The organism is Clostridium sp. BIOML-A1 (assembly GCF_009874105.1).
In the GTDB taxonomy this organism is placed as follows: Bacteria; Bacillota; Clostridia; order Lachnospirales; family Lachnospiraceae; genus Coprococcus.
The window spans coordinates 32,664-55,268 of sequence record NZ_WWTL01000001.1 but is presented as its reverse complement, the minus strand read 5'-3'; the positions used below and the strand labels follow the sequence as shown (position 1 = coordinate 55,268).

General features: G+C 41.0%; 17 protein-coding genes and 1 other RNA gene. 5 read left to right on the top strand and 13 right to left on the bottom strand.

The features are described 5' to 3' along the window. Positions 1 to 300 precede the first annotated feature (300 nt). Genes GT641_RS00275 through rfbA form a run of 5 tightly spaced genes read right to left on the bottom strand, consistent with a single transcriptional unit; the run spans position 301 to position 6,015 of the window. On the bottom strand, positions 301 to 1,605 hold the full coding sequence (locus tag GT641_RS00275; RefSeq protein ID WP_161116543.1) for a glycoside hydrolase family 3 N-terminal domain-containing protein: 1,305 nt from the start codon (positions 1,603 to 1,605) through the stop codon (positions 301 to 303). After that, complete coding sequence (locus GT641_RS00270; protein WP_161116542.1) at positions 1,598 to 3,379, bottom strand: LCP family protein; 1,782 nt, start codon at positions 3,377 to 3,379, stop codon at positions 1,598 to 1,600. Before GT641_RS00270 ends, GT641_RS00275 begins: the two co-directional genes overlap by 8 nt. 36 nt (positions 3,380 to 3,415) lie before the next feature. Continuing rightward, positions 3,416 to 4,018, bottom strand: a complete 603-nt coding sequence (gene rfbC, locus GT641_RS00265; RefSeq protein WP_161116541.1) for a dTDP-4-dehydrorhamnose 3,5-epimerase — start codon at positions 4,016 to 4,018, stop codon at positions 3,416 to 3,418. Between the two features lie 27 nt (positions 4,019 to 4,045). After that, positions 4,046 to 5,071, bottom strand: coding sequence for a dTDP-glucose 4,6-dehydratase (gene rfbB / locus GT641_RS00260; RefSeq protein WP_008401267.1), 1,026 nt, complete (start codon positions 5,069 to 5,071; stop codon positions 4,046 to 4,048). Between the two features lie 47 nt (positions 5,072 to 5,118). Beyond that, positions 5,119 to 6,015: a glucose-1-phosphate thymidylyltransferase RfbA gene (gene rfbA, locus GT641_RS00255; protein ID WP_008401266.1), complete on the bottom strand. Its 897-nt coding sequence runs from the start codon at positions 6,013 to 6,015 to the stop codon at positions 5,119 to 5,121. A gap of 545 nt (positions 6,016 to 6,560) precedes the next feature. Here rfbA and GT641_RS00250 point away from each other — a divergent pair. Continuing rightward, entirely contained in the window at positions 6,561 to 7,787 is a 1,227-nt protein-coding gene (locus tag GT641_RS00250; protein WP_161116540.1) for an argininosuccinate synthase, read from the top strand. 447 nt (positions 7,788 to 8,234) lie between these two features. Here GT641_RS00250 and GT641_RS00245 read toward each other — a convergent pair whose 3' ends face one another. From GT641_RS00245 to GT641_RS00235, 3 genes are read right to left on the bottom strand one after another with little or no spacing between them, the layout of a single operon-like run. Further along, positions 8,235 to 9,392: an ABC transporter permease gene (locus GT641_RS00245; protein WP_161116539.1), complete on the bottom strand. Its 1,158-nt coding sequence runs from the start codon at positions 9,390 to 9,392 to the stop codon at positions 8,235 to 8,237. Beyond that, entirely contained in the window at positions 9,379 to 10,512 is a 1,134-nt protein-coding gene (locus tag GT641_RS00240; RefSeq protein WP_161116538.1) for an ABC transporter permease, read from the bottom strand. Before GT641_RS00240 ends, GT641_RS00245 begins: the two co-directional genes overlap by 14 nt. Before the next feature lie 11 nt (positions 10,513 to 10,523). Then, on the bottom strand, positions 10,524 to 11,462 hold the full coding sequence (locus GT641_RS00235) for an ABC transporter ATP-binding protein (protein ID WP_192919773.1): 939 nt from the start codon (positions 11,460 to 11,462) through the stop codon (positions 10,524 to 10,526). Positions 11,463 to 11,766: 304 nt separating this feature from the next. Between GT641_RS00235 and GT641_RS00230 the strand changes: the two genes are divergently transcribed. Beyond that, positions 11,767 to 12,864 carry a sensor histidine kinase gene (locus GT641_RS00230; protein ID WP_161116537.1) on the top strand — a complete coding sequence of 366 codons (1,098 nt, stop codon included), beginning with the start codon at positions 11,767 to 11,769 and terminating at the stop codon, positions 12,862 to 12,864. Further along, positions 12,861 to 13,484, top strand: coding sequence for a response regulator transcription factor (locus tag GT641_RS00225; protein WP_008401258.1), 624 nt, complete (start codon positions 12,861 to 12,863; stop codon positions 13,482 to 13,484). The genes GT641_RS00230 and GT641_RS00225 overlap by 4 nt, the downstream gene beginning before the upstream one ends. Positions 13,485 to 13,531: 47 nt before the next feature. Here the strand turns inward: GT641_RS00225 and GT641_RS00220 are convergent, their stop codons facing one another. After that, positions 13,532 to 16,258 (bottom strand): YfhO family protein, encoded by a 2,727-nt coding sequence (locus GT641_RS00220; RefSeq protein WP_147554296.1) that lies wholly within the window; start codon positions 16,256 to 16,258, stop codon positions 13,532 to 13,534. Positions 16,259 to 16,286: 28 nt separating this feature from the next. After that, positions 16,287 to 17,570, bottom strand: a complete 1,284-nt coding sequence (locus GT641_RS00215) for a cell wall hydrolase (RefSeq protein WP_049941088.1) — start codon at positions 17,568 to 17,570, stop codon at positions 16,287 to 16,289. A gap of 427 nt (positions 17,571 to 17,997) precedes the next feature. Between GT641_RS00215 and GT641_RS00210 the strand changes: the two genes are divergently transcribed. Continuing rightward, on the top strand, positions 17,998 to 18,717 hold the full coding sequence (locus GT641_RS00210) for a pseudouridine synthase (RefSeq protein WP_119962914.1): 720 nt from the start codon (positions 17,998 to 18,000) through the stop codon (positions 18,715 to 18,717). 420 nt (positions 18,718 to 19,137) lie between these two features. Here the strand turns inward: GT641_RS00210 and GT641_RS00205 are convergent, their stop codons facing one another. Further along, the gene (locus tag GT641_RS00205; RefSeq protein ID WP_008401254.1) at positions 19,138 to 19,851 is read right to left on the bottom strand and encodes a hypothetical protein; all 714 of its coding nucleotides are present in this window, start codon (positions 19,849 to 19,851) and stop codon (positions 19,138 to 19,140) included. 185 nt (positions 19,852 to 20,036) lie between these two features. Between GT641_RS00205 and rnpB the strand changes: the two genes are divergently transcribed. Then, positions 20,037 to 20,387: RNase P RNA component class A (rnpB, locus tag GT641_RS00200), an RNA gene on the top strand. Between the two features lie 324 nt (positions 20,388 to 20,711). Here the strand turns inward: rnpB and GT641_RS00195 are convergent. Together GT641_RS00195 and GT641_RS00190 are read right to left on the bottom strand one after the other, a co-directional pair. Next, on the bottom strand, positions 20,712 to 21,713 hold the full coding sequence (locus GT641_RS00195; protein WP_243143651.1) for a nucleoside kinase: 1,002 nt from the start codon (positions 21,711 to 21,713) through the stop codon (positions 20,712 to 20,714). A 67-nt stretch (positions 21,714 to 21,780) separates the two neighbouring features. Beyond that, positions 21,781 to 22,605 carry a class I SAM-dependent methyltransferase gene (locus GT641_RS00190; protein WP_161116535.1) on the bottom strand — a complete coding sequence of 275 codons (825 nt, stop codon included), beginning with the start codon at positions 22,603 to 22,605 and terminating at the stop codon, positions 21,781 to 21,783.

Here is a 22,605-nt window from a genome sequence, read left to right as displayed (position 1 = left end):
TGACAGTACCTGTAGAGATCTTATAGTCAGGTTATCTGATAGTAATTCTCAAATGCGGCTCTGTGCTTTTTATGATTTGTAATCATACTATCTTTTTTTCCGTTTGTAAACAACTTTTTTCGTCAAATTGTCAGATAGTTTGCAAACTTAATTTTATAAAGTGTTTTGTATAGCCAATATAAATTATTGCAAATCAAAAAGACACAATTGCAATGGTTTTTCCATTGAAATCGTGTCTTTTACTTTTAAAATATACAATCTGCATTGTGTGCGTTTTGTATTTGAATTTGCCCAATCGGTCTATTCTTTCTCAATAGCAGTATGCTTCATCACCAAAATTCTTCTTACGCTTTCGTTGATCCGAGCCTCCGCAATAATCTGATCTTTTACCGCCTGCTTTATCCCCTCAACTGCCTGTTCCAGATTTTCCGGTTCCAATATCATATCATTTCCTGCAGCCACCGCATAGATCGCAGCATCCCCGGCTGAATATGTATCGGTAATTGATTCCATCTGCAACGAATCCGTAATGATCACTCCGGAAAACCCAAGTTCTGTCCGAAGAATATCTGTCACGATCTCTTTAGAAAGATCGGATGGGATATTCGATATATCGGTTACGATCATATGCCCTACCATCACAAAGTCAGCTCCCGCATCAATTCCTGCCCGAAATGACTGAAATTCATTGTTTTCAAGATCGTCTTTCGTCTCATATACATATGCATTTCCATAATGGGAATCTTCTTTTGTATTGCCATGCCCGGGAAAATGCTTCAAAGTACAGAGCACTCCGCCTGCATGAAAACCGCGCACCGCATATGGAATTAATTCCGCCGCTTCACTATAAATATTGCTGTAAGCTCTCTTTCCTATGACTGTATTTCCCGGATTTGACCATACATCTGCTACCGGAGCAAAATCAAGGTTAAATCCATAATACGACAGATTATCTCCGATCTGTCTTGCATTCTCATACGCAATATCTCCACCCAGATTTCTGTAATCATACATTGATCCGATATCGCCACCATCTATATTGCCAAGCTTCTGCATTACGCGGCTGACCGTTCCGCCTTCCTCATCTACAGCAAGGAAGAGTGTAATATCAGAATTATCCTGCATTTTCTTCAACAGCTTTTTCAGCTGTTTCTTCGTCTGTATGTTTTTTGATTTCAGCATAATCCCACCGACAGGATACTTCTTAAGCGCCGACTTAAATTCCTTATCCAGCTTGGTCACATCATGACTTAAAACCAGATTCTCAGGATTTACAAACATCATCTGACATACCTTTTCATGCAGTCCCATACGAGCGATATATCGTTCTGTCATACCTGCCCATGCAAGATTCTGTCTTATATCTTTAATCCATTCATGAAGCAATACCCCACGTACAGGGAAGCTGTCATTGGTATTGCGCCTGCAAAATATTTGCTTCGGTAAGATCTCTGTATTTTCTATCTCTATTACTCCGGTTTCATTCGCCCGGACATATTCCATCTGTCTGTATTTCCCGAAAAGTAATACTATCACACATATGATCACTGTCAGCACCGGAATCTTCCCTGTGAAAAGTCTCAGACGGATTCTGATATTATTCATTTTCTATCATTCCCGCCGGAGGTGTCGTGATCGTCTGTACTTCTGTTGTCGAACCTGTTTCAGATCCATTTGTTGCCGATTCACTCGAAGCTTCACTGCTTTCCTGTGTTGTAACAGCAGTTTCGCCTGATACCTTATCTATATCAATTGCTTCTGTTGCTGCTACTCCCGTTTCCGATGATACTTCTGTGCTTATAGATGATGCTGTAGTCGACGGAGTATAACCCGATGTTCCATACAGATATTCATGTAATGCTGTAACATTTGCATTCAGATCCGCTGCTACGATCACACTGCCTTTACCATCTAAGGACATCGGTGTATAAGAGAACGGGAATCCAATATTTCCTGTAATCTTATAGTCAGCAATATCTTTCGCCAACGAAGTCACTTCATCCTTTGTAAGACTGGTTAATATGCAGCTAAAGGATACATCGATCAGATTCGATATCATCTTACTGTCTGCATTTATCATTTTATTTACCAGACCAAGTAATACGGTACGCTGTCTCATGGTTCTGGTAATATCTCCTTTACCCGTGCTTCGGATTCTGGAATATGCAACTGCCTGCTGTCCGTTTAATACCTTCGTTCCCGCCTCATGAACGCCCTCGGAATATTTTCCCGAAATACCGATCTGTTCCGCAAGATTCTTGTTCAGATTATTTACCTCATCTTCTGTTACCGTTACCTCTACGCCTCCCAGCGCATTGATTATATCTGCCATAGCATTAAAATCAACGGTAATATAATCCGATATAGCAAGATCCAGATTTGCATTTAACGTATTGATCGACATTAAAGCACCCCCGAGCTGATATGCGTAATTGACCTTATGAGTTGTCTGAGAGTCGCTCTGTATCTGTAACAATGTATCTCTGTATACCGAAACCATCCTAACTTCTTTTGTATCTTTATTGATACTGAGTAAAATGATCGCATCACTGTTTGTTCCTGTATCCAGATTTGAATCTCTGGAATCAACTCCGTAAAGTGCAATCGTGGTATAACCCTTTGTCTGTTCTTTTACACCTTCGTTGACAACCAGATCACTGTTCTTGATCGGACGAATATCCATCTGATTATACTTATAAGATTTATTCGCCGATACATAACCGATCGTAAGGATCAGGAATACTACGAACAATACAATGCCTGTAACCGCCCATTTACCGAGTGTATTCAGTCGAAATGATCGTTTCTGTCCATCATTACCCACTTCTGATCTGACAGGCTTCCGGCTTCTGACCTTCTTCTCAGCCTCACCTACTGCATCCCGGACACTTTCTCTCAGATTTGCAAATACATCAGCAACTGTATGTCCATCTTCTTCCGATTCATCCATATCTGCCTCAGATTCCATGGTATCATCCTGCGTCTGTTCTTCATAACCGAGCTTCTTATAAGCAAGCCTTTTCCGTTCTTCGGCTACACGGTCTTCTTTTATTCTCTCTGTCGGCTGCTTCGATTCGGACTTCTCCGCTGTCGCAACCCCAACCTCTTTTAATACCGACTCTAATTTGTCTGCATATTCCTTATAGGATTCCGATACCGGTGTTTCTTTCGCCGAAGAAGCATCTGATACAGAATCTGCCATTTTCTCCTCAGATGTACCATCTGCTTTACCGTCAGCTTTGCTATTTTCCGGTTCATTCTGATTGATGATCGAATCGATCAGCTCATCATCGTCCGTTGTCATTTCCTTATTCCGTTGTAACAGTCTGTCTCTGTATTCCGATAGACGTTTATCATACTGTGTAGTCTTATTATCCATTAGTGAAAGACATCCTCTCTGCAACTAAAAACTTTATTAGAACTTAAATGTTTCCTTTAATCCCAGCCATTTCTGGTCCTTATCACTCAGGTTGAGCGCGGTTCCATCTTCCAGATGATACCCTTCCGCACTTGCGTTTCCCTGATATTCACCAAAGACCTTCGGCCACTCAATACCAATTTCAGGATCATTCCATGCCAGACCGCCCTCATCACCGGGATGATAGAAATCTGTTACCTTATAACAAAATTCCGCCGTATCCGATAAAACTAAAAATCCATGAGCGAAACCTTCCGAGATATAGAACTGCTTCTTGTTCTCTTCTGTCAACTCCACACCATACCATTTTCCATATGTTTTGCTTCCTGATCTCAGATCAACAGCAACATCATAAACTGCACCTTTAATCACACGTACTAGTTTTCCCTGCGGATATTTCTTCTGAAAATGAAGTCCACGAAGCACGCCTTTTGTCGACATACTTTGATTATCCTGAACAAATACCATATTCAGACCATTTTCCTCCATATCCTTCTGGTTATAGGTTTCCATAAAATATCCTCTGCTGTCTCCATGTACTGCAGGTTCAATAATGTACAATCCTTCTATCGGTGCTTTTGTAACTTTAATCTGTCCCATCTTATTTCTCTACCTCTTTTCCACAAATTAACGATTACCATACATCTTCTCATAGTAATTCTGGTATTCTCCCGAGATAATGGTCTCCCACCATTCTCTGTTATCAAGATACCACTGGATCGTCTTCTTTATTCCATCTTCAAACTTTGTCTCCGGAAGCCATCCAAGTTCATTATGGATCTTTGTCGGATCGATTGCATAGCGCATATCATGTCCTTTACGATCGCCAACATGTGTGATCAGAGACTCAGGCTTGCCAAGTTCTTTACAGATGATCTTAACGATCTCAATATTCTGTTTCTCATTGTGACCACCGACATTGTATACTTCGCCAACACGCCCTTTATGAATGATCAGGTCGATAGCCTTACAATGATCTTCTACATATAACCAGTCACGCACATTCAAGCCCTCACCATATACGGGAAGAGGCTTGTCATTCAATGCATTTACGATCATTAATGGTATCAGTTTCTCCGGGAAATGATACGGTCCATAGTTATTCGAACATCTGGATATGCTGACAGGCAATCCGTAAGTTCTGTGGTATGCCAATACCAGAAGATCTGCTGCTGCCTTTGAGCTGCTGTAAGGAGAGCTTGTATGAATCGGTGTTTCTTCTGTAAAGAACAAATCAGGTCTGTCAAGCGGCAGATCTCCATACACTTCATCGGTGGATACCTGATGATATCTCTCAATTCCATATTTTCTGCAGGCATCCATAAGCACTGCCGTACCCATAATATTTGTCTTTAAGAAAATATCCGGATTCTCGATACTTCTGTCAACATGACTCTCTGCTGCAAAGTTCACAATGATATCCGGCTTTTCTTCCTCAAATAACCGGTAAACGGCATCTCGGTCGCAAATATCCGCTTTAACGAATCTGAAATTCGGATTCTTCATTACCGGCTCAAGTGTTGACAGATTACCTGCATATGTCAGCTTGTCCAAGCATACGATACGATATTCCGGATATTTATCAAGCATATGGAATACAAAATTTGAACCGATAAAGCCGGCTCCACCTGTTACTATGATTGTTTTACTCATTTTTATCTTTCTCCTCAATCTATCTTTTATCTTTTTATCTGCAAAAGCTATGCAAGCACATCCAGATACTTACCATCTAATACATCCTTCAGATACTGTCCATACTGATTCTTCTTCAAAACTTCATATACTTCAAGAACTTCTTCTCTGGAAATCCATCCATTCAGGTATGCAATCTCCTCAAGACATGCAATCTTTCTATGCTGATGCTGCTCTATCGTCTTTACAAAGTTCGTGGCATCAACCAGACTCTCATGTGTCCCTGTATCCAGCCATGTGAATCCCTGTCCGAGAAGCTCTACATTTAACTGCTGATGTTCAAGATAAATACGGTTCAGATCGGTGATCTCAAGCTCGCCTCTGGCGGATGGTTTCAGATTCTTTGCATATTCAACAACTTTATTATCGTAAAAATAGAGACCTGTTACACAGTAATTGCTCTTTGGCTTTTCCGGTTTTTCCTCAATCGAGATCGCACGTCCGTCTTTGTCGAATTCAACAATTCCAAACCGCTCCGGATCATCTACGTAATAACCAAATACAGTTGCACCCTTACCGTTTTCCGCATTCTGAACAGCTGCACGTAATCTCTTTTTAAGTCCGTGGCCTGCAAAAATATTATCACCGAGAACCATTGCCACAGTATCATCACCAATAAAATCCGCACCAATAACAAAAGCCTGTGCAAGTCCATCCGGTGTAGGCTGTACAGCATAAGTAAGATTTACACCAAACTGACTTCCATCTCCCAACAGATCCTCAAATCTTGGAGTATCCTGCGGTGTTGAAATGATCAATATATCACGGATCCCTGCATTCATCAGAACTGACATCGGATAATAGATCATCGGTTTATCATAAATCGGAAGCAGCTGCTTCGATGTTACTTTTGTCAACGGATATAACCTTGTTCCAGATCCTCCGGCTAAAATAATGCCTTTCATCTCTTATTCCTCCTGTTAATCAAAAAACTTTTCATTCTTTCACCCGAATTATTATATCTGGCTGTGATTTCTAACTTCAGGATTTCCCATTCACAGTCTATAATAACCAGTATCCACAGTCTATTATATTATATAGCATTTCTACAAGATACTCAAACATTATTCCTATTTTTTCTTATTTCTACTATTTTTTTCTGATTTGTTACAACTTTCTATTCATTATATACAAACCGATGTTTCCTGTAATTCAATGCGTATATGAATATTATTCATATTTGTATATGTAATATTCATATTTTATTCTTTTTGTTTCATGATCGTATTTTTTCTTCTATCCCTCTTCTATATTGTAAATTCTGTTTTCTTCCATTTTGTTTCTTTTTTATTTTTTCCACTTTTCTATTCAAAAAACACTTGCATAATATTCACTACCGTTATATATTAATTTGCAGACAGGACGATATGTCCTTTATTCAACAAATGGAATTATGATATATCAGAAATGTACATATTCCACACAGACGGATTTTAAGGAGGATTTAGAAATGGCAAAAGACAAAGTTGTTCTTGCATACTCAGGCGGCCTTGATACAACAGCTATCATCCCTTGGTTAAAAGAAACTTATGATTACGATGTTATCTGCGCCTGCATCGACGTAGGACAGGAAAGTGAGCTGGAAGGACTGGATGAAAGAGCAAAATATTCAGGAGCTTCCAAGTTATACATTCTGGATGTTGTTGATGAATTATGTGATGAATACATCATGCCAACCGTTCAGGCAGATGCTGTATATGAGAATAAATATTTACTCGGTACTTCTTTCGCAAGACCTCTGATCGCTAAGAAATTAGTTGAGGTTGCTCGTAAGGAAGGTGCTGTTGCGATCTGTCACGGTGCAACAGGAAAAGGAAATGACCAGTTAAGATTTGAGCTTTCAATTAAGGCTCTTGCTCCTGACATCAAGGTTATCGCTGTATGGAGACAGCCGGAATGGAAGCTGGATTCCCGTGATGCGGAGATTGCATACTGTCAGGCACACGGTATCAATCTTCCGTTTGATGCTGCTCATTCTTACAGCCGTGACCGTAATATCTGGCACATCAGCCATGAAGGTCTGGAACTGGAGAATCCTGCAAACGAACCAAACTACGATGATCTTCTGGTTCTCGGTGTTACCCCTGAAAAGGCACCGGATGAGGATGAATATCTGACACTTGATTTTGAAAAGGGTATCCCAACTGCTATTAACGGTACAAAGATGAAAGTTTCTGATATCATTCGTGAATTAAACCGTTTAGGCGGCAAGCATGGTATCGGTATTATCGATATCGTTGAGAACCGTGTTGTCGGCATGAAGTCCCGTGGTGTTTATGAGACTCCCGGCGGAACAATTCTGATGGAAGCTCACAAGCAGTTAGAGGAGTTGACTCTGGATCGTGAAACACTTGCATACAAGAAGCTCGTAGCAACCAGGTTTGCAGATCTTGTATACGAAGGAAAGTGGTTCTGCCCTCTCCGTGAGGCTCTTCAGGCATTTGTTGAAAAGACACAGGAGACAGTTACCGGTCAGGTTAAGATGAGACTGTACAAAGGAAACATCATCAAAGCCGGAACAACTTCTCCATATTCTCTGTATTCTGAGAGTCTTGCAAGCTTCACTACCGGTGAGCTGTATGACCATAAGGATGCAACCGGATTCATCAACCTGTTCGGTCTGTCCATGAAAGTCCGCGCAATGATGAACGAGAAGAACAAGAACAACGACAAATAATAGTTGAAATGGAAGCGGCATTCCTGTTATAAAGGAAATTTCTTCCGTAAATCTTTGAAATAAAATGGGAAATACATTACATATTATTCCGCAAGTCGTTCGCACTCTATTTTAACGCAACGGCACTAAGCTCCTCGCCCATGGCGACTCGCTAAGAACCGGCATTAAAAAAGGCTTGCTTCATAATAGTAATGCTATTTCCCATTTTGTTTCATATATCGATTTCCAGATATGTTTCCTTCATAACAGGAATGTAGCTTCCAGATGATGAAAGTTTTATGTAAAAGGGAAGTGGACATTATTATTATGAAGCAAGCCTTTTCGAATGTCGGTACTTAGTGAACCACGGAGTGGTGAACTTTAGTACCGCTACATGAGAAACAGAGCGAAAGCGTCTTGCGGAATAATAGATAATGTCCACTTCCCTTTTTATAAAACTTTCATCATCTAACTACTCACCAAGCGTTGGTTTCTGGCACGGTCGATCACGATTGCAATTGTGATGATGGCGGCTGCAAAGAGCACCTCGATCCCCATATATACGAATGCTTCCGATGGTATCTTTGCCTCATAGTCCAGAAGATCAACGACTTTGACATACCAGTAAGCCGGAAGGAAATGTGCCAGCTTTATGACCCCTTCACCAAGAAATTCCACCGGAACAAAGATGCCGGACAGGAATGCCATACCAAGGGACACTATATTGCCGATCATACTGAAGCCCTCCTCGTTTCGGACAATCTTACTTGCAAGAAAGGCAAGTGCCATAGCTACGAACATGTAGCAAACCATATTGAGCAGATTTCCAAGTCCTGCCGCCGTAAACATTTCTTTTCTGAATACAAAGCACCCTCCAACCGCAAATACTGCGCATCCAAGGAATCCTGTTACGATCGTTCCGAGAAGGATTTCTTTTGTCATATTGGAATATTTATATGCTGAGCTTGCGATCCGTTCTCTTAATTCTTTTTTATCATATACGATCAATACCGGGCTCACACCTTCGATCATCATGACCACAAATATCCATCCCAGATAACTGAAAAATGTATATCTCGTACTATGTTTTCCGCCATGGTCTTCGGTCGTCATCGTTACGTTCGTTCTGATCTGAAACAGTTCATTTACCTGAGTTGCTGCCTCTGCCCGGTCATATCCGGCTGCAAAATATGCATTCAGATAAGAGATGTATTTATTCACGTCCGATTCAAACAGTTCCACCTTACTCCGGTTTGGAATTGCAACGATCTCGATATAATCGGACAGATCTTCCTTATCCAGATGATCCGCATAACCTTTTTTAATGCGGACGATACAGTCTGTATTCCGGTTAAACAGACTGTCCTGCATCGCTTCCGTCGTATCTGTTTTTAATTCAGCATGTTTATGTGCATGATCCAGATACGAAAACAGTTCTTCACTTTCTTCCGTATGATCATAATCAAACCAGGCAAATTTACACTTCATGCTTTTATATTCATCTTCTGTTTTACCGGAATTCGGCAATATAAATCCAAATATAATGCCTGCAAAGATCCCAATATACATCAACATTGAGCCTTTTTTCTTATTTAAGATTTTAAAATAGGATTTAAACACTTGCATATTTATTCCTCCTTAAGACCAGAATACTCGCTCCAAGCAGACAGACAGCCATACCGGTTAAGATCAGAATATTTCTGAAATAACGATCGTAATTATCGTATACATTGAGCGCATAGAGACAATCCGTTACCAACACTGCCGGATTAACCCGGTTCAGGATCGGAAGTTTATCTTCAATACTGTTTTTGATTCCATGTACCATCAGATCCGCCATAAAAGAGAAGATCAGGCTGGCCGCTACCGCAATTCCAATCTTTCCTCCATATGAGCATTTTGACCAGGTACCAATCAGCATTCCTCCGGCAATACCGATATTACATGCAATAAAGAGTACCAGTAAAATAGCCGGATATTTTGTTCCAAACTGTACACCGAACAGCCGCATATAGATTACAGTGATAACCTCGGCTGCAAACTGAACCAGCAGTAATGCCAGATACTCCGCCAGAACAGTCACAAGTTTAGGATTCGGCGACAGACAACGACGCATTCCAAGTGCGCTTTCATTTGCCTGCAGCTTATGCATTCTTGTGATTCCGGCAAAGGAAGAAAACAGGCAACTCATAGCAAGCACTGCATAGAAATAATTATAATACTCATTCTGACATCCGTCCGTTGTGGAAATCTCTTCATAATATACCGCATCGCTCTGCACTGCCTTCTGAATGATCTCCGATGCAGCCTCCGGATCCTTCTGCATCAGATTCAGATACATCTGTTCCATCTGCTTATACTGATTCAGGATTGATTCCAGTATCGACTCCTTGATGTCACTCTGCCTCACTGTCAGGCTCGCATCCGATGTATAGATCACACCGGTCACTTCTTCATCATTTAACTTCCGAAGTGCTTCTTTCTCACTGAGCACCTCCATGTCGATCCGTTTATTCTCACCGTCCATAGAAAGCGTAGACAGCACCATCATAAGCGCTGTATCGTTCTTACCATCCCTCACAACTGCGACCGGGATATCTTTAAACATCTCATCCTTTTCCATGATATTTCCGAATGCCATGTACATGAATGTGAATAATGCGATCGGAAACAGTATCGTCCAGAACAGTGTATCTTTTCCTTTTATCAGCATTTTACCTGCATATTTAAAATTATGCCAAAACATATCCACCCCTCCTAATCCCGAAGTGTCTTCCCGGTAATCTCAAGGAACACATCGTTCAGACTTGGAAGCTCGGTATATACTTTTCCAAATAATACCGCATGCTCCTTCATATATTCCATAACCCGGATCAGATTGTGATCTCCACCGGAGTAGGTCAGCTTCAACATTCCATCCTGATATGAACTGTCATACACATGTGGAAGCTGTCTCAGCTCCAGCAGTTGTTCATCTGTCAGTGCCGGAGCTTCTATGAAGATACTCTCTGTCTTCTTTATCATTTTTTTCAGCTCTTCCTTCGTGCCAAGAGCGACCTTCCGACCTTTATCCATGATCAATATACGGCTACAGATCTGTTCTACCTCTTCCATGTAATGAGAAGTGTAAATGATCGTTGCGCCCTTCTTATTCAGCTCGACAATTCCCTCTAAGATCTTGTTCCTGCTCTGTGGGTCTACCGCTACCGTCGGTTCATCAAAAAAGATCAGCTTCGGTTTGTGTGCGATTCCACACGCAATATTTAATCGTCTGAGAAGTCCTCCTGACAGTTTTTTCGGCAGGAACTTCTTATAGTCCTGAAGCTCGACAAATGCGATTGCATCCTCTACATACTGTTTTCTTGTCTCTTTATCCCTGATATACAACCCACAGAAATAATCGATATTCTCATATACCGTCATTTCATCAAATACAGCCACATTCTGCATTACAACACCGATCTCCCGTTTCAGATCGTAGCTCGTCGATGTCATCTTCTTACCAAATACGCGGACATCGCCCTGATCGTATGTAAGCAGTGACAAGATACAGTTGATCGTCGTCGTCTTGCCCGATCCATTCGGTCCAAGCAGACCGAAGATCTCGCCCTCTCTCACCTCCAGATCAAAATGTGATAATGCTACAAAATCTTTATATCGTTTCACCAGATCTTTTACTTCAATCGCATATTCCATAACTGTCTCCTCATTCATTTTCTATTCGGATGCTATTGTTTCTTCCGGCATCGCGTCTGAAACTCATCGCATATGTTCCATGTTATGCTGTCATTCTACCATATACCAAAATTTTTGTTCAGTGCCAATCATCACATCTGTAATATGACATTTGTCACATTCTTTTAAAATCCGGAGTTTTTCAACCGTAGTCAATTGACGCTGTATTTCTCAACAGGTATACTAATACCGTCACTTATAAATCCAAGCCGGTTCACGCAATTACCTGACACCCGCGTGACCTGTCTACATACAAGGAGAAGTTATGAAGCAAATCCTGACTCGACTGCTTATATTTGCAATATGCTGTATTATGTGTATTCACACTTTTTCTATATGCACGCGCAGCGTAATATATATTCTGTTTGCGATCATCCTTGCCTTTGGCACAATACTGATTGCCGACAGACTCCCACCCACAGCTCCGGTACTGATCCACGTAGGCATATTTATTCTGTGCTGTCTGTGCCTTAAGTTTGTTGTATTTCTTCCGCTTTTCTGCTTCTATCTGAGCAAACGACCGGTTTGTTTTACTGCACCCATCGGAGTTCTTTCCATCATTCTGGCATCTGCAAAACTTCCGATGGATACTTTACTTCTGATAGGTGTCCTCTGTCTGTGCAGCATGTTATACGGATATCTGACTACAGAGCTTGCCACCCTTCATCAACAGATGAAACACCTTACAGATACATCGGAGACAAACGAACTTCTGGCAAAGGAACGGATCCGTATGATCCGGAAGGAACAGGATAACAGGATCTATACTGCAACCCTGAAAGAGAGAAATCGTATCGCCAGAGAGATCCATGATAATGTCGGTCATATGCTCACCAGATCCATTCTCCAGGTTGGTGCGATCCAGACGATCAACAAAGAACCGATCCTTACAAATCCGCTTTCTGACCTCCGCGCTACGCTGGATACTGCCATGAACAGTATACGATCAAGTGTCCACGACCTTCACGATGAATCCATTGATACGAAAGCTGCCATTCAGGATATGTTAAATGATATAACAGGCTTTCATACTTCATTTGAATATGATATGAGCAACATTGTTCCGAAGGATATCAAATACTGTCTTATCAGCATTGCCAAAGAAGCGATCACCAATGCCGTAAAGCACAGCAACGGTGATCAACTCTCGATTCTGATCCGGGAACATCCGGGCTTCTATCAGTTGACGATCCGTGACAACGGAACAGGCATTCACCTTACAGACTCCCCCGGCATCGGACTTACCAACATCCGGGAACGAGTCCAATCCTTATCCGGCACTTTACAGATATCAACCGAATCCGGCTTCCGCCTGTTTGTCAGTATTCCAAAACATACACAAAAAGGAGATAGAACTGCATGAATATTATAATTGTTGATGATGATGCATTTGTCAGTGCATCTTTAAAGATCATATTAGAATCCTGCTCAGACATTACCGTACTTGCAACCGGAGCAAATGGCCACGATGCCATCTCCCTGTACGATACATACAGCCCCGATGTTCTGTTAATGGATATCCGTATGGAAGGCATGGATGGTCTGACCGCAGCGAAAGAAATCATCACCGGACACCCTGACGCAAAGATTCTGTTACTTACTACCTTTGCCGACGATGACTATATCATCAAAGCCATCCGGACCGGCGCAAAGGGATACATCTTAAAACAGGATTTTGAGACAGTTGCATCTGCGATCACTGCCGTACACAACGGTCAAACTGTCTTCGGGAATGAGATCATGAACAAGATCCCTACCCTGTTACAGACTGATGATCGTTTTGATTACCTGTCCTACAATCTTACGGAAAAGGAATTTGAACTGATCCGACTGGTTGCAGATGGTCTGAACAACAAAGAAATTGCGGAGCAGCTCTTTCTCTCGGAAGGAACCGTCCGCAATTATCTCAGTAATATCCTTATGAAGCTTGACCTGCGCGATCGCACTCAAGTTGCCTGTTTTTATTATAAGAATTTATTATGATCTGTTTTTCAATATCTGCATTCTTATAAGCTGATAATTTGTGTCCGTTATTTATTGGACGATTTTTTTCTGCTGATCATCACATATCCTGCCAATATTAATATTCCTATCACAGACAGGCATATGCCCGCCATCAGATATGGTGTATTGTAGGTCAGTGTAATCACATGTTCCCCTGCTTCTACAGGAACACCCATCAGGCCGGTTCCGATCTTTACAGGAGCTACTTTTTTGCCATTAACAACTGCCGAAAATCCCTTATTGTACGGAACCGCCAGATATAAAATACCGGATTCTTCTGTCGTTATGTGACCATTTAAAGTATTATCGGTCCATCCGTCAAATGTCATTTGATGTGACTCTGTATATTCTTCAAATGCTTTCACTACATTCTGATCTAAGGAATACAGCGCAAATGCTTTCGTTCCCTCCTGATCTTTAACTGCCGTTGTATAAAGACGAATTCTTATCGCATACATTCGAATCTGTACAGCATCCCCTTCTTTTACCTGACCTACATGATAAAAATCCGCTGAATCCGTGTAATTCGTAGACACTGTTACTTCATCATTCACCTTTACTTCGATACACTGAGGCTTCGTGTCCGCACATTCCAGATACAGATCTTCGTCTTTTTCCGCAGTAAGATTCACCGTGATTGCTGAAAAAACATCATTGGTACTGATATAGGAATACTCACCGTTCTTCTGTCCGGTAATATCCATACCGGCACTTGTTACTGCATCCTCCGGTATATCAATTCTTGTAAAGGCATTCTGCGTGATCTTATGTCCGGTCACAAGCTTTACCAGTTCATTCTGATTCTCTGCCATGCTGCCTTTCTCGAATACATCCGATGTATCTTCCGTTTTCGCTGTTCCGCTCCAGTCAAGAACATCTTTACTCATCAAAAATCCCATGCCCGCCAGATTATCCGCTTCGTAGAAATCAATCTTCTCATTTTTCCGGTCGATCAGACGATACCCACCTGCAACCCCTGTTTCATCAGTCACAACATACCGTACATTAAAGAGCTGGCGACTGATCGGAGTTACCCCTCTATAGGTATATTCAATATTCTGATATCTTGATATTCCAAGGCTGGTAAACACATCTACTATACTGCCATTTGCCACAGATGAATACCAGTTTACGTCTGAATACGGCATATAGTTCTGTGACACCAATGCAGTCTTTCTCTCCCCTTCTGCAAGCTGCAACTGCTCATAATCCGTTAACCAGTCCGAAGCAGATATCTCGCTCTGAAGCCGCTCATCATTATACTTCTGCGGCATCTGAATCCATGCATTTGCAAAGATCTCTATACACAATAATACTATCATCCACACATAGCAGGTCGTATAACGAATACTCTTTCTGACATACAAGATCAATAAGATCAGATATGATATACCAAAGAGCAATACAGCCGCATAGGAATAGGAATTCGCATCTTCCTTATTTAAGAACAGCTCCAAAAGGAATATAGTAATACCGATACCTGACATACTGATTATCTGCCATACCTTTACCTGCTGTAATCTGAGCATTCCGATATAACCTGCCATCAAAATGAAAAAGACAAGGATAAATGCAAAACGATTTCCGAGTCCATGCGTAATCGTAAAGCCATGCAGGACATAATTTAATCCGACCATGTTCAATCCAATAGTCAGGAATAAAATAACGGCCGTATATCGAAGCTTAAAACTACATTTGATTCCCGCTCCGAATAAGAAAAGCAGGAAGAACATAATCACCAGAATACCGCAATAATTATTGTGACTGAACAAATATCCCGTCGATATCTGTCGCAATGGATAAAATGAATTAACAAACATTCCTAGATTACTGATTCTATACCATGGAAGACTATAGTCCCCGTTTCCACAGGATGACAGATTCATAATGGCATAAAGAGACGGAAGAACAACCATTCCCGCAATCGATACCGCCATAACCGACCATCCGAAGAAACGACATACACCGGACCATAAATTCTTAGCATTCTTCCAATCCTGCATAAAAAAATAGCAGACTATAAACAGGCAAATATAAAATGCAAAATAATAATTAAACAAAAATGCACAGGCTAATAACAACGTATAACGGAGCTGCCATTTGCCTTCCGCCAGATGCTCAACTGCAATCGCAATAAACGGAAGCAGAATCAGTCCGTCCAGCCAGAGCACATTATGATTATATACCACCACATAACTGTTTAACGCATACAGGAGTCCGAACATCATGGAAATTACAGTTATATATTTCTCTGACAATCCCTTTTCCGCAAATCTGCGAATCTTTGAATGCCTGAAAAAGAACAGTCCTGCCGGAGCCAGGCATGATGCTTTGAGTACGATCATCAATGTCATAGATAATTCAACACGATCCGGACCAAGTACTATGGCTATAATATTAAACGGGCTCATGCAGTAATAGAACATGTTCAGAACAATATCGATTCCAAGCCCCCGTTCCCATATAAATGAACCTTTATCCCCTGAATGCAGCCATTCAAGGAAAATTTTCAGTATACCGGGATATTGATCACATGCATCCTGATACAGAAAGCTTCTGCTGCCAAACGGATATACATGTTCTACAGCCATATTTATCATGTAAAATCCAATACATATCAGAAACAACAAAAGATACATCCCGCAACTGCGTATGTATCTTCTGTTAAATCTGTCATTGTTTATCGTTATCGTTGAAGTAACCGGATCTGTATCGAGTTCCCGCTCCCCATGAATATTTTCATTTATCTTCATAAGCTTAAATCCATCTTTCAAAAACACTTTAGTAGAAACAATGATTTCCAATAATCTGATAATCAGATAAAGAATCTGTATCAATATAATTCTTATTTAAGAAGCTCATAAAACTTCCAATGTTGTTGTTACCGGCCAAGGCATCATTTGCTGCCTGCTGTGCTGTTGATAACGGACCATCCTGCAAGTATCCCTGCATTACGCTTCCCGTTGCACAAGGGAACTGATTCGGTGCATAAATAACTGATGAAATAGAACTTCCCCATTTACCACTTCTTACACGGTTCAAAACGACATTTGCTACTGCCAACTGTCCTTCATAGGATTCATATCCTGCTTCCATGCTGACCAAACATGCCAACAGATAAGCATCATCATACTGGGATGCATCAATCTTAGAACTATCATCCGACTTCTCCTCTGTTGTTGCTTCTGTTGTAGACACTTCTGTATCCGCTTCTGTTGCTCCCTCAGTTGTCGGAGTCTCAGTTGTTGCCGTCTCGGTTGTTTCTTCATCTGCCGTCATTATATCTGCACTGTCATCAGTTGATACCACTTCATATGCTTTCTGCTGTTCAGCTTCTACCATAGCTGTGTAGTCATCAATCGACATTGCATACTCATAAGTTTCTTCTACTGTGATATAATCCGCAGCTATATAACCATCTGTTCCGTCATTCATTGTAACTTCTACCCAATCCTTATCCTGTGTCTTAACAGAAAGAACGGTATCCTTCGCTACAAGCCCAAGGATATCTGACTGTGTAGACTTATCTGCACGTACACGAACCGTATCATCTGTTACTGTTCCAAGGACTTTCTTGTAATCTTCTGCATATGTCTCAGCATCCTTGCCGGTCAGAATATAATCACTGTTTACATACCCGATTACATCTCCCGATGAAATCTTTGTCCATTCACCGGATGTCTCTAATACATCACCTACATTACCGTCAAACAGCTTACCTACGATGTTGGAATCTGTCGTAGCTTCTTCTCTGATATTTAATGTATCATTGATCTTTGCGATAAACTTACCATCAAATTCGGATTTCTCCTCTGCTTTTGCCACTACAGTCTTCTTCTGAGCAGCCTTCTTTGTCGTGCTGGTCTGAAGTGCAGCCACATCAACAGTGGCAGCCTCCTCAGTAGTTGTCCCAACAGATGCAGTCTGAGCAGTCTGGCTGTTCAGATATGCCGGGCTGTGATCCAACGCCTCTCCATACTTTACAACAAGTCCAATTCCCGCTGCTGTAACAATCGTAGCTGCTGCCACAAGCAGATTACGTTTTATGTATCTATAACTAAACAAACCTCTTCCCACATGGGAAAAACGATTATTTCTTCTAATTCTCATCTTTTCGTACCTATTTATTAAAATCCATGACAAAATGTTACATTTCTGTTAAAAATAATACTCTAATTCAAAGTTTCTGTCAATACGCATATGTCTTCCAACCAAAGTTTTTATGGTAAAATGTATTAATTTTCCGTAAATAAACGCTGGATTTTTTTGTTTATTTTATATAATCTGCTGTAATTTTATTTTACAATCTAACATTTAACATTTCCGTCACAAATGCAGGTTTATTATAACATTTTCATACAATACCACCTGTTTTCTGAAATTAACTGAATTTATTCTCCAACATCAAAAAAATCCATGCTATAATAATGAAAAATCTCTTGGATACAAGTGTTTTTTCGAATAACTAAAACACCAAAGGCAGGTATATACTATGCGAATCGATAAATTTCTGGCAAATCAGGACATTGGCTCCCGCTCCCAGGTAAAACAATATATAAAAAAAGGAATGATCTCGGTAAATGGAATCGTCTGCAAATCTCCCGAACAGAAGATTGATGAAAATGCAGATCAGATTTCTTATAACGGAAAGGTGATTGGATACCAAAAGCACCATTATTATATGCTGAATAAGCCCTCGGGCTGTGTCAGCGCAACAAATGATAATCTACATATAACAGTTCTGGATCTGTTAAAAGCTTCCGTCCCTGTAAAGAATCTTTTTCCTGTCGGTCGTCTGGATATCGACACAGAAGGCCTGCTGCTTATCACCGATGACGGAGAACTATCCCACAATCTCCTGTCGCCGTCCAAACATGTAGCAAAAACATATTTTGCTCGCATCGATGGTCTGGCAACAGAAGAACACACAAAAGCATTTAAAGAAGGGTTGGACATTGGCGATGACAAGCCAACCAAACCGGGTACTTTAGTCATAAAAAACACCGACCTAAACACCCAGACTTCGGAGATTCTCCTGACGATCACTGAAGGACGCTACCACCAGGTCAAACGCTCCTTCGAAGCCCTCGGCATGAAGGTCACCTACTTGAAACGCCTGTCCATGGGAAGTCTGACGTTGGACAAAGCCCTCGCTCCCGGCGAATTCCGCGAACTGACAGAAACCGAGTTACAGGCATTAACCCGAAAATAACTATGTAGCAATACATGATTATAATGTAATATGCATTAACCAACAGATGAATAACTATCCAGTCTGACATTGATCTCCAAAGAGAATGATCTAATACGGAAAATCTTTTTAATTTAGTTTTGCGCAGATATTGTTATTCCGTATAAACATACAGAAGGAATTCTGCCCCGGATACAACCAACCACTATAATATGACATAAGCGAGGATTTCGAAATGAGATGCACATTGCCAGTAAATGCGGGCGCTTGTTCGAGCCAAAGGCGAGTTAGCGCAGGAGCATTTACGAATCGGGCATGTGCAGCGAATCGAAACCGCAGCGAGTCATTTATAGTGGTTGTTTGTATCCGGGGCAGAACCCCTTCTATATGTTTTGTAATAAATAACAATATCCGCATAAATTACAAATAAAATTTTCAGTATTAGATCATTCCCTTGATGTACAGAATGCTACTTGTAATTCTTCCACCGGAATGTTTTACATAGTCACGGTATTCTTCGTAGCTGATGTAGTATTTTTTGCCCCAGGATGAAACGATCAGATACTCATGACCTGATATTTCTTCTACCCCTGTCACAACTACATAATGACTGTGAACATTCTTTTTCATGGAAGCAAGCATACGTCCATCCTTTTCCACATACATATGGATTCCTTTATCGCCAAATACATTCGGGATATTCGGTCCGATTGATAATACAACCGGTTTATTCTTACGGATCAAATGCCGAATCTGCTTCATCATTTCCTCATCTGACAAAAACAATCTCCATCTTGCACGAAGTCCGATGTCATTCAGCATAAAATATCGGTTCAATGTATTCATTAACGTCACACCTGTCATTCCTTTATACCACAGGAAAAAAACATAATGCTTATAGAACCATTTTACATATGCAAGATAGTCATTTTTATTATATAAGCCCTTCGGCTTGTTGATTTTGCGAATTGCATCTGTCATAAGCCCCGGGTTCTGTTCTGCAAGATAGATTGATATATCTGCCAAAGCAATTACACCACATCCTACCTTCTGCATCTTCTTACTCCTGCACCATGACTGATTTCCGCCATAGCTGATTGTATTCATATTTTTTATTCTAATATATTCTTTATTTAACAGATAATTATTCTCCATATATTTCACCCTCTTATATTAAATCTTGGACAATATATATTATCAGGCTTCTATAGAGAGATTATAACACCCATCTGCCACCACTTCAACAATTTTTTATACCATGAGAAGTAGTTTTTAAAACCATGTTTTCTGTTTCTTTATTTTCCCCTTTACTTTTTGTGTTCATTCTGCTATAAAAGTAATGAGCTGGACAAGTGATCGCGGCTGTCATATGACAGGTGAGGAAAGTCCGGGCTTCGCAGGGCAGGGTGCCGGATAACGTCCGGTGGAGGAAACTCCCAGGCTAGTGCAACAGAAATAAACCGCCATGTACATGGTAAGGGTGGAAAGGCGAGGTAAGAGCTCACCGCTGCTTCTGGTAACAGAACAGGCTCTGTAAACCCCACTCGAAGCAAGACCAAAAAAGCAGCTTCGGCTGTGAGACGAATGGCTGCCCGTCAAGTCTCAGGTAGGTCGCTTGAGCTTTATGGTAACATAAAGCCTAGATAGATGATCACTCTCGACATAACCCGGCTTATCGTCCAGCTTTTATATGATGACGATAAATGGGCTGGCTATATATGTATTTCACAGAACACTCGCGTTCTATTTTCTACATAGCGGTTCTAAGCTCTCCGCTTTTCAAGCGGCTCGTTAAGTACCGACGTAGAAAAAGGTCTGTTTCATACATATATAGCCAGCCCATTTATCTGTTCATTGACTTATACAAAGTGAGAGATAACATACATATCCCAATAGTAATGTTATCTCCCATTTTGTATACAACTGATTATATGCTATTTATATAAAGAAATACGATAACTTTTTCTCTGTCTTTGATTATAAATATTTGTTTCTTAAAAGCTCTTTCTTCATCCTCAGACTTTAAAACAGCCTCCACCGATAAACTCACGTAAAATCGAGTTCAACGGAACAATGGTATCTTCCAGAGTTACAAAACGATCAGTCAATTCTTTCAGGCGTAATGCATCTGAATAAAACGGCGACTTCTCCGATACCTCCATCAGTAATGGATTTATATATTTTTTTAATACAGAATATTCATACAACAATCCGGAATTGAACATAACATCAGCATTACTCTCATATGGAAATATATACCGTTCTTCACCCTGTCTGACAGATTTCCACATTGAAAGTGTTCGTTCTATATTGTGCCCACGAGTTCGGTTATCTCGAACGATCCTGCGGATCAAACGACTGTCTATGGTAGATATCTTATCATCTGTATCGATCGTCAACTGGTTTAACGGACTGATATATATACGATATTTATCCTCATCGGGCAATGCATATAACATCTTCGGATTCAATGAATGGATTCCCTCAAGCACAAGCACATCCTGATCTCCGATCCGCAAATTATCTCCCTTATACAATCTTCTTCCATTTAAGAAATCAAATTCGGGAAGTTCGACCGTTTCCCCCTGAAGAAGCATCTGCATATCATGGTTCAACAGTTCCACATCCACCGCTTCCAGACATTCAAAATTGTAGTTTCCATTTTCATCCCTTGGATTATCTTTCCGATTGACAAAATAATTATCTACTGCAATCGGATGCGGATGCAATCCAAGTGCCCGAAGTTGTATACTAAGGCGATGCGAAAATGTCGTCTTACCGGCAGAACTTGGTCCTGCGATCAATATGATCTTTTTCTTTTCTTTGCGTATGTTTCTCGCAATATCATAAATCGTATTCTGCTGCATGGCTTCACACACAAGGATCAACTCCATACCTTTACCCGCTTCTACGATCTCATTGAGCTTCTCTACCGAATCAGCGCCTACACGAATCGCCCATTTCTTTGCAAGCTCCTTTAAAGTCAGCACGCTGTTATGTATCGCTTTTTCGCTCATATCCTTAATAAACCTCCAAAACATTCTGTTAACAGAGTATGCCGACATTTAAATGTCCGGCTCTCTGTTATCCATCTATGCTGTACACCTGTTTCAAAACTGCACAGATGGTCTTTTGTTCTGCTTTTATTGTTTTCAGACGTTTTGCGGCATTCTCCGTATTCTTACCACTCAGGCTGTCAATCAACCCTGCTGTTGTATCTCGCTGTTTTACCAGCCACGACCGCAAAACCGGATCTTTCTTTCGCAACAGGCTTCCACCATACATATAGCACCAGTCCTCTGCAAAATCTAAATTATCTGCCTTATCTGTCCACGCCACATCTGCAGGTTGTTCATCGTGCTGTGGTAAATCTCCATTCCACACATCAGGCTGTGGCAAATCGATCATACATTCATCCGCCTGTAGCATCCTCTGAATCCGTACATCCAAAAGATTATAATATTTTCCGGCATCGATCAACATTTGTTCATCTGCAAGATGGTACCCCTTTTCTGCCAGATATCGCCTGACCTTTTCAATATCCGACTGTGGTTGAAGCACAAGCTGATCACAACGTGTGACCACCTCTTCGCCGCGTTCCAGAATGTCGATCATCAACATACCGCCCATTCCAGCCAGAACAACAGCATTCACCTCGCCCGGTACGATTGTATCAAGCCCGTCGCCCATACGTATCTCTATCTGATCCGCCAGGTTCATTGCCTCTATATTTCGTTTTGCGATCGCGATCGGTCCTCGTCTGACATCGGATGCGATCACCCGTTTTGTTCTGTGCTGCTCTATCAGATATATCGATACAAATGCATGATCGCAGCCAATATCTCCGACTGCATCACATGGCTGTATCATATCCGCAACCGACTGCATCCGTTTCGACAGTTCTATCAT

Excerpts from the sequence above, each read along its gene's own strand:
- GT641_RS00205 (WP_008401254.1), bottom strand. The coding sequence starts at position 19,851 with ATGGAGAATAATTATCTGTTAAATAAAGAATATATTAGAATAAAAAAT.
- GT641_RS00235 (WP_192919773.1), bottom strand. The coding sequence starts at position 11,462 with ATGGAATATGCGATTGAAGTAAAAGATCTGGTGAAACGATATAAAGAT.
- GT641_RS00250 (WP_161116540.1), top strand. The coding sequence starts at position 6,561 with ATGGCAAAAGACAAAGTTGTTCTTGCATACTCAGGCGGCCTTGATACA.
- GT641_RS00195 (WP_243143651.1), bottom strand. The coding sequence starts at position 21,713 with ATGAGCGAAAAAGCGATACATAACAGCGTGCTGACTTTAAAGGAGCTT.
- GT641_RS00210 (WP_119962914.1), top strand. The coding sequence starts at position 17,998 with ATGCGAATCGATAAATTTCTGGCAAATCAGGACATTGGCTCCCGCTCC.
- rfbC (WP_161116541.1), bottom strand. The coding sequence starts at position 4,018 with ATGGGACAGATTAAAGTTACAAAAGCACCGATAGAAGGATTGTACATT.
- GT641_RS00245 (WP_161116539.1), bottom strand. The coding sequence starts at position 9,392 with ATGCAAGTGTTTAAATCCTATTTTAAAATCTTAAATAAGAAAAAAGGC.
- rfbA (WP_008401266.1), bottom strand. The coding sequence starts at position 6,015 with ATGAAAGGCATTATTTTAGCCGGAGGATCTGGAACAAGGTTATATCCG.
- GT641_RS00230 (WP_161116537.1), top strand. The coding sequence starts at position 11,767 with ATGAAGCAAATCCTGACTCGACTGCTTATATTTGCAATATGCTGTATT.
- GT641_RS00225 (WP_008401258.1), top strand. The coding sequence starts at position 12,861 with ATGAATATTATAATTGTTGATGATGATGCATTTGTCAGTGCATCTTTA.
- rfbB (WP_008401267.1), bottom strand. The coding sequence starts at position 5,071 with ATGAGTAAAACAATCATAGTAACAGGTGGAGCCGGCTTTATCGGTTCA.
- GT641_RS00220 (WP_147554296.1), bottom strand. The coding sequence starts at position 16,258 with ATGAAGATAAATGAAAATATTCATGGGGAGCGGGAACTCGATACAGAT.
- GT641_RS00275 (WP_161116543.1), bottom strand. The coding sequence starts at position 1,605 with ATGAATAATATCAGAATCCGTCTGAGACTTTTCACAGGGAAGATTCCG.
- GT641_RS00240 (WP_161116538.1), bottom strand. The coding sequence starts at position 10,512 with ATGTTTTGGCATAATTTTAAATATGCAGGTAAAATGCTGATAAAAGGA.
- GT641_RS00270 (WP_161116542.1), bottom strand. The coding sequence starts at position 3,379 with ATGGATAATAAGACTACACAGTATGATAAACGTCTATCGGAATACAGA.
- GT641_RS00190 (WP_161116535.1), bottom strand. The coding sequence starts at position 22,605 with ATGATAGAACTGTCGAAACGGATGCAGTCGGTTGCGGATATGATACAG.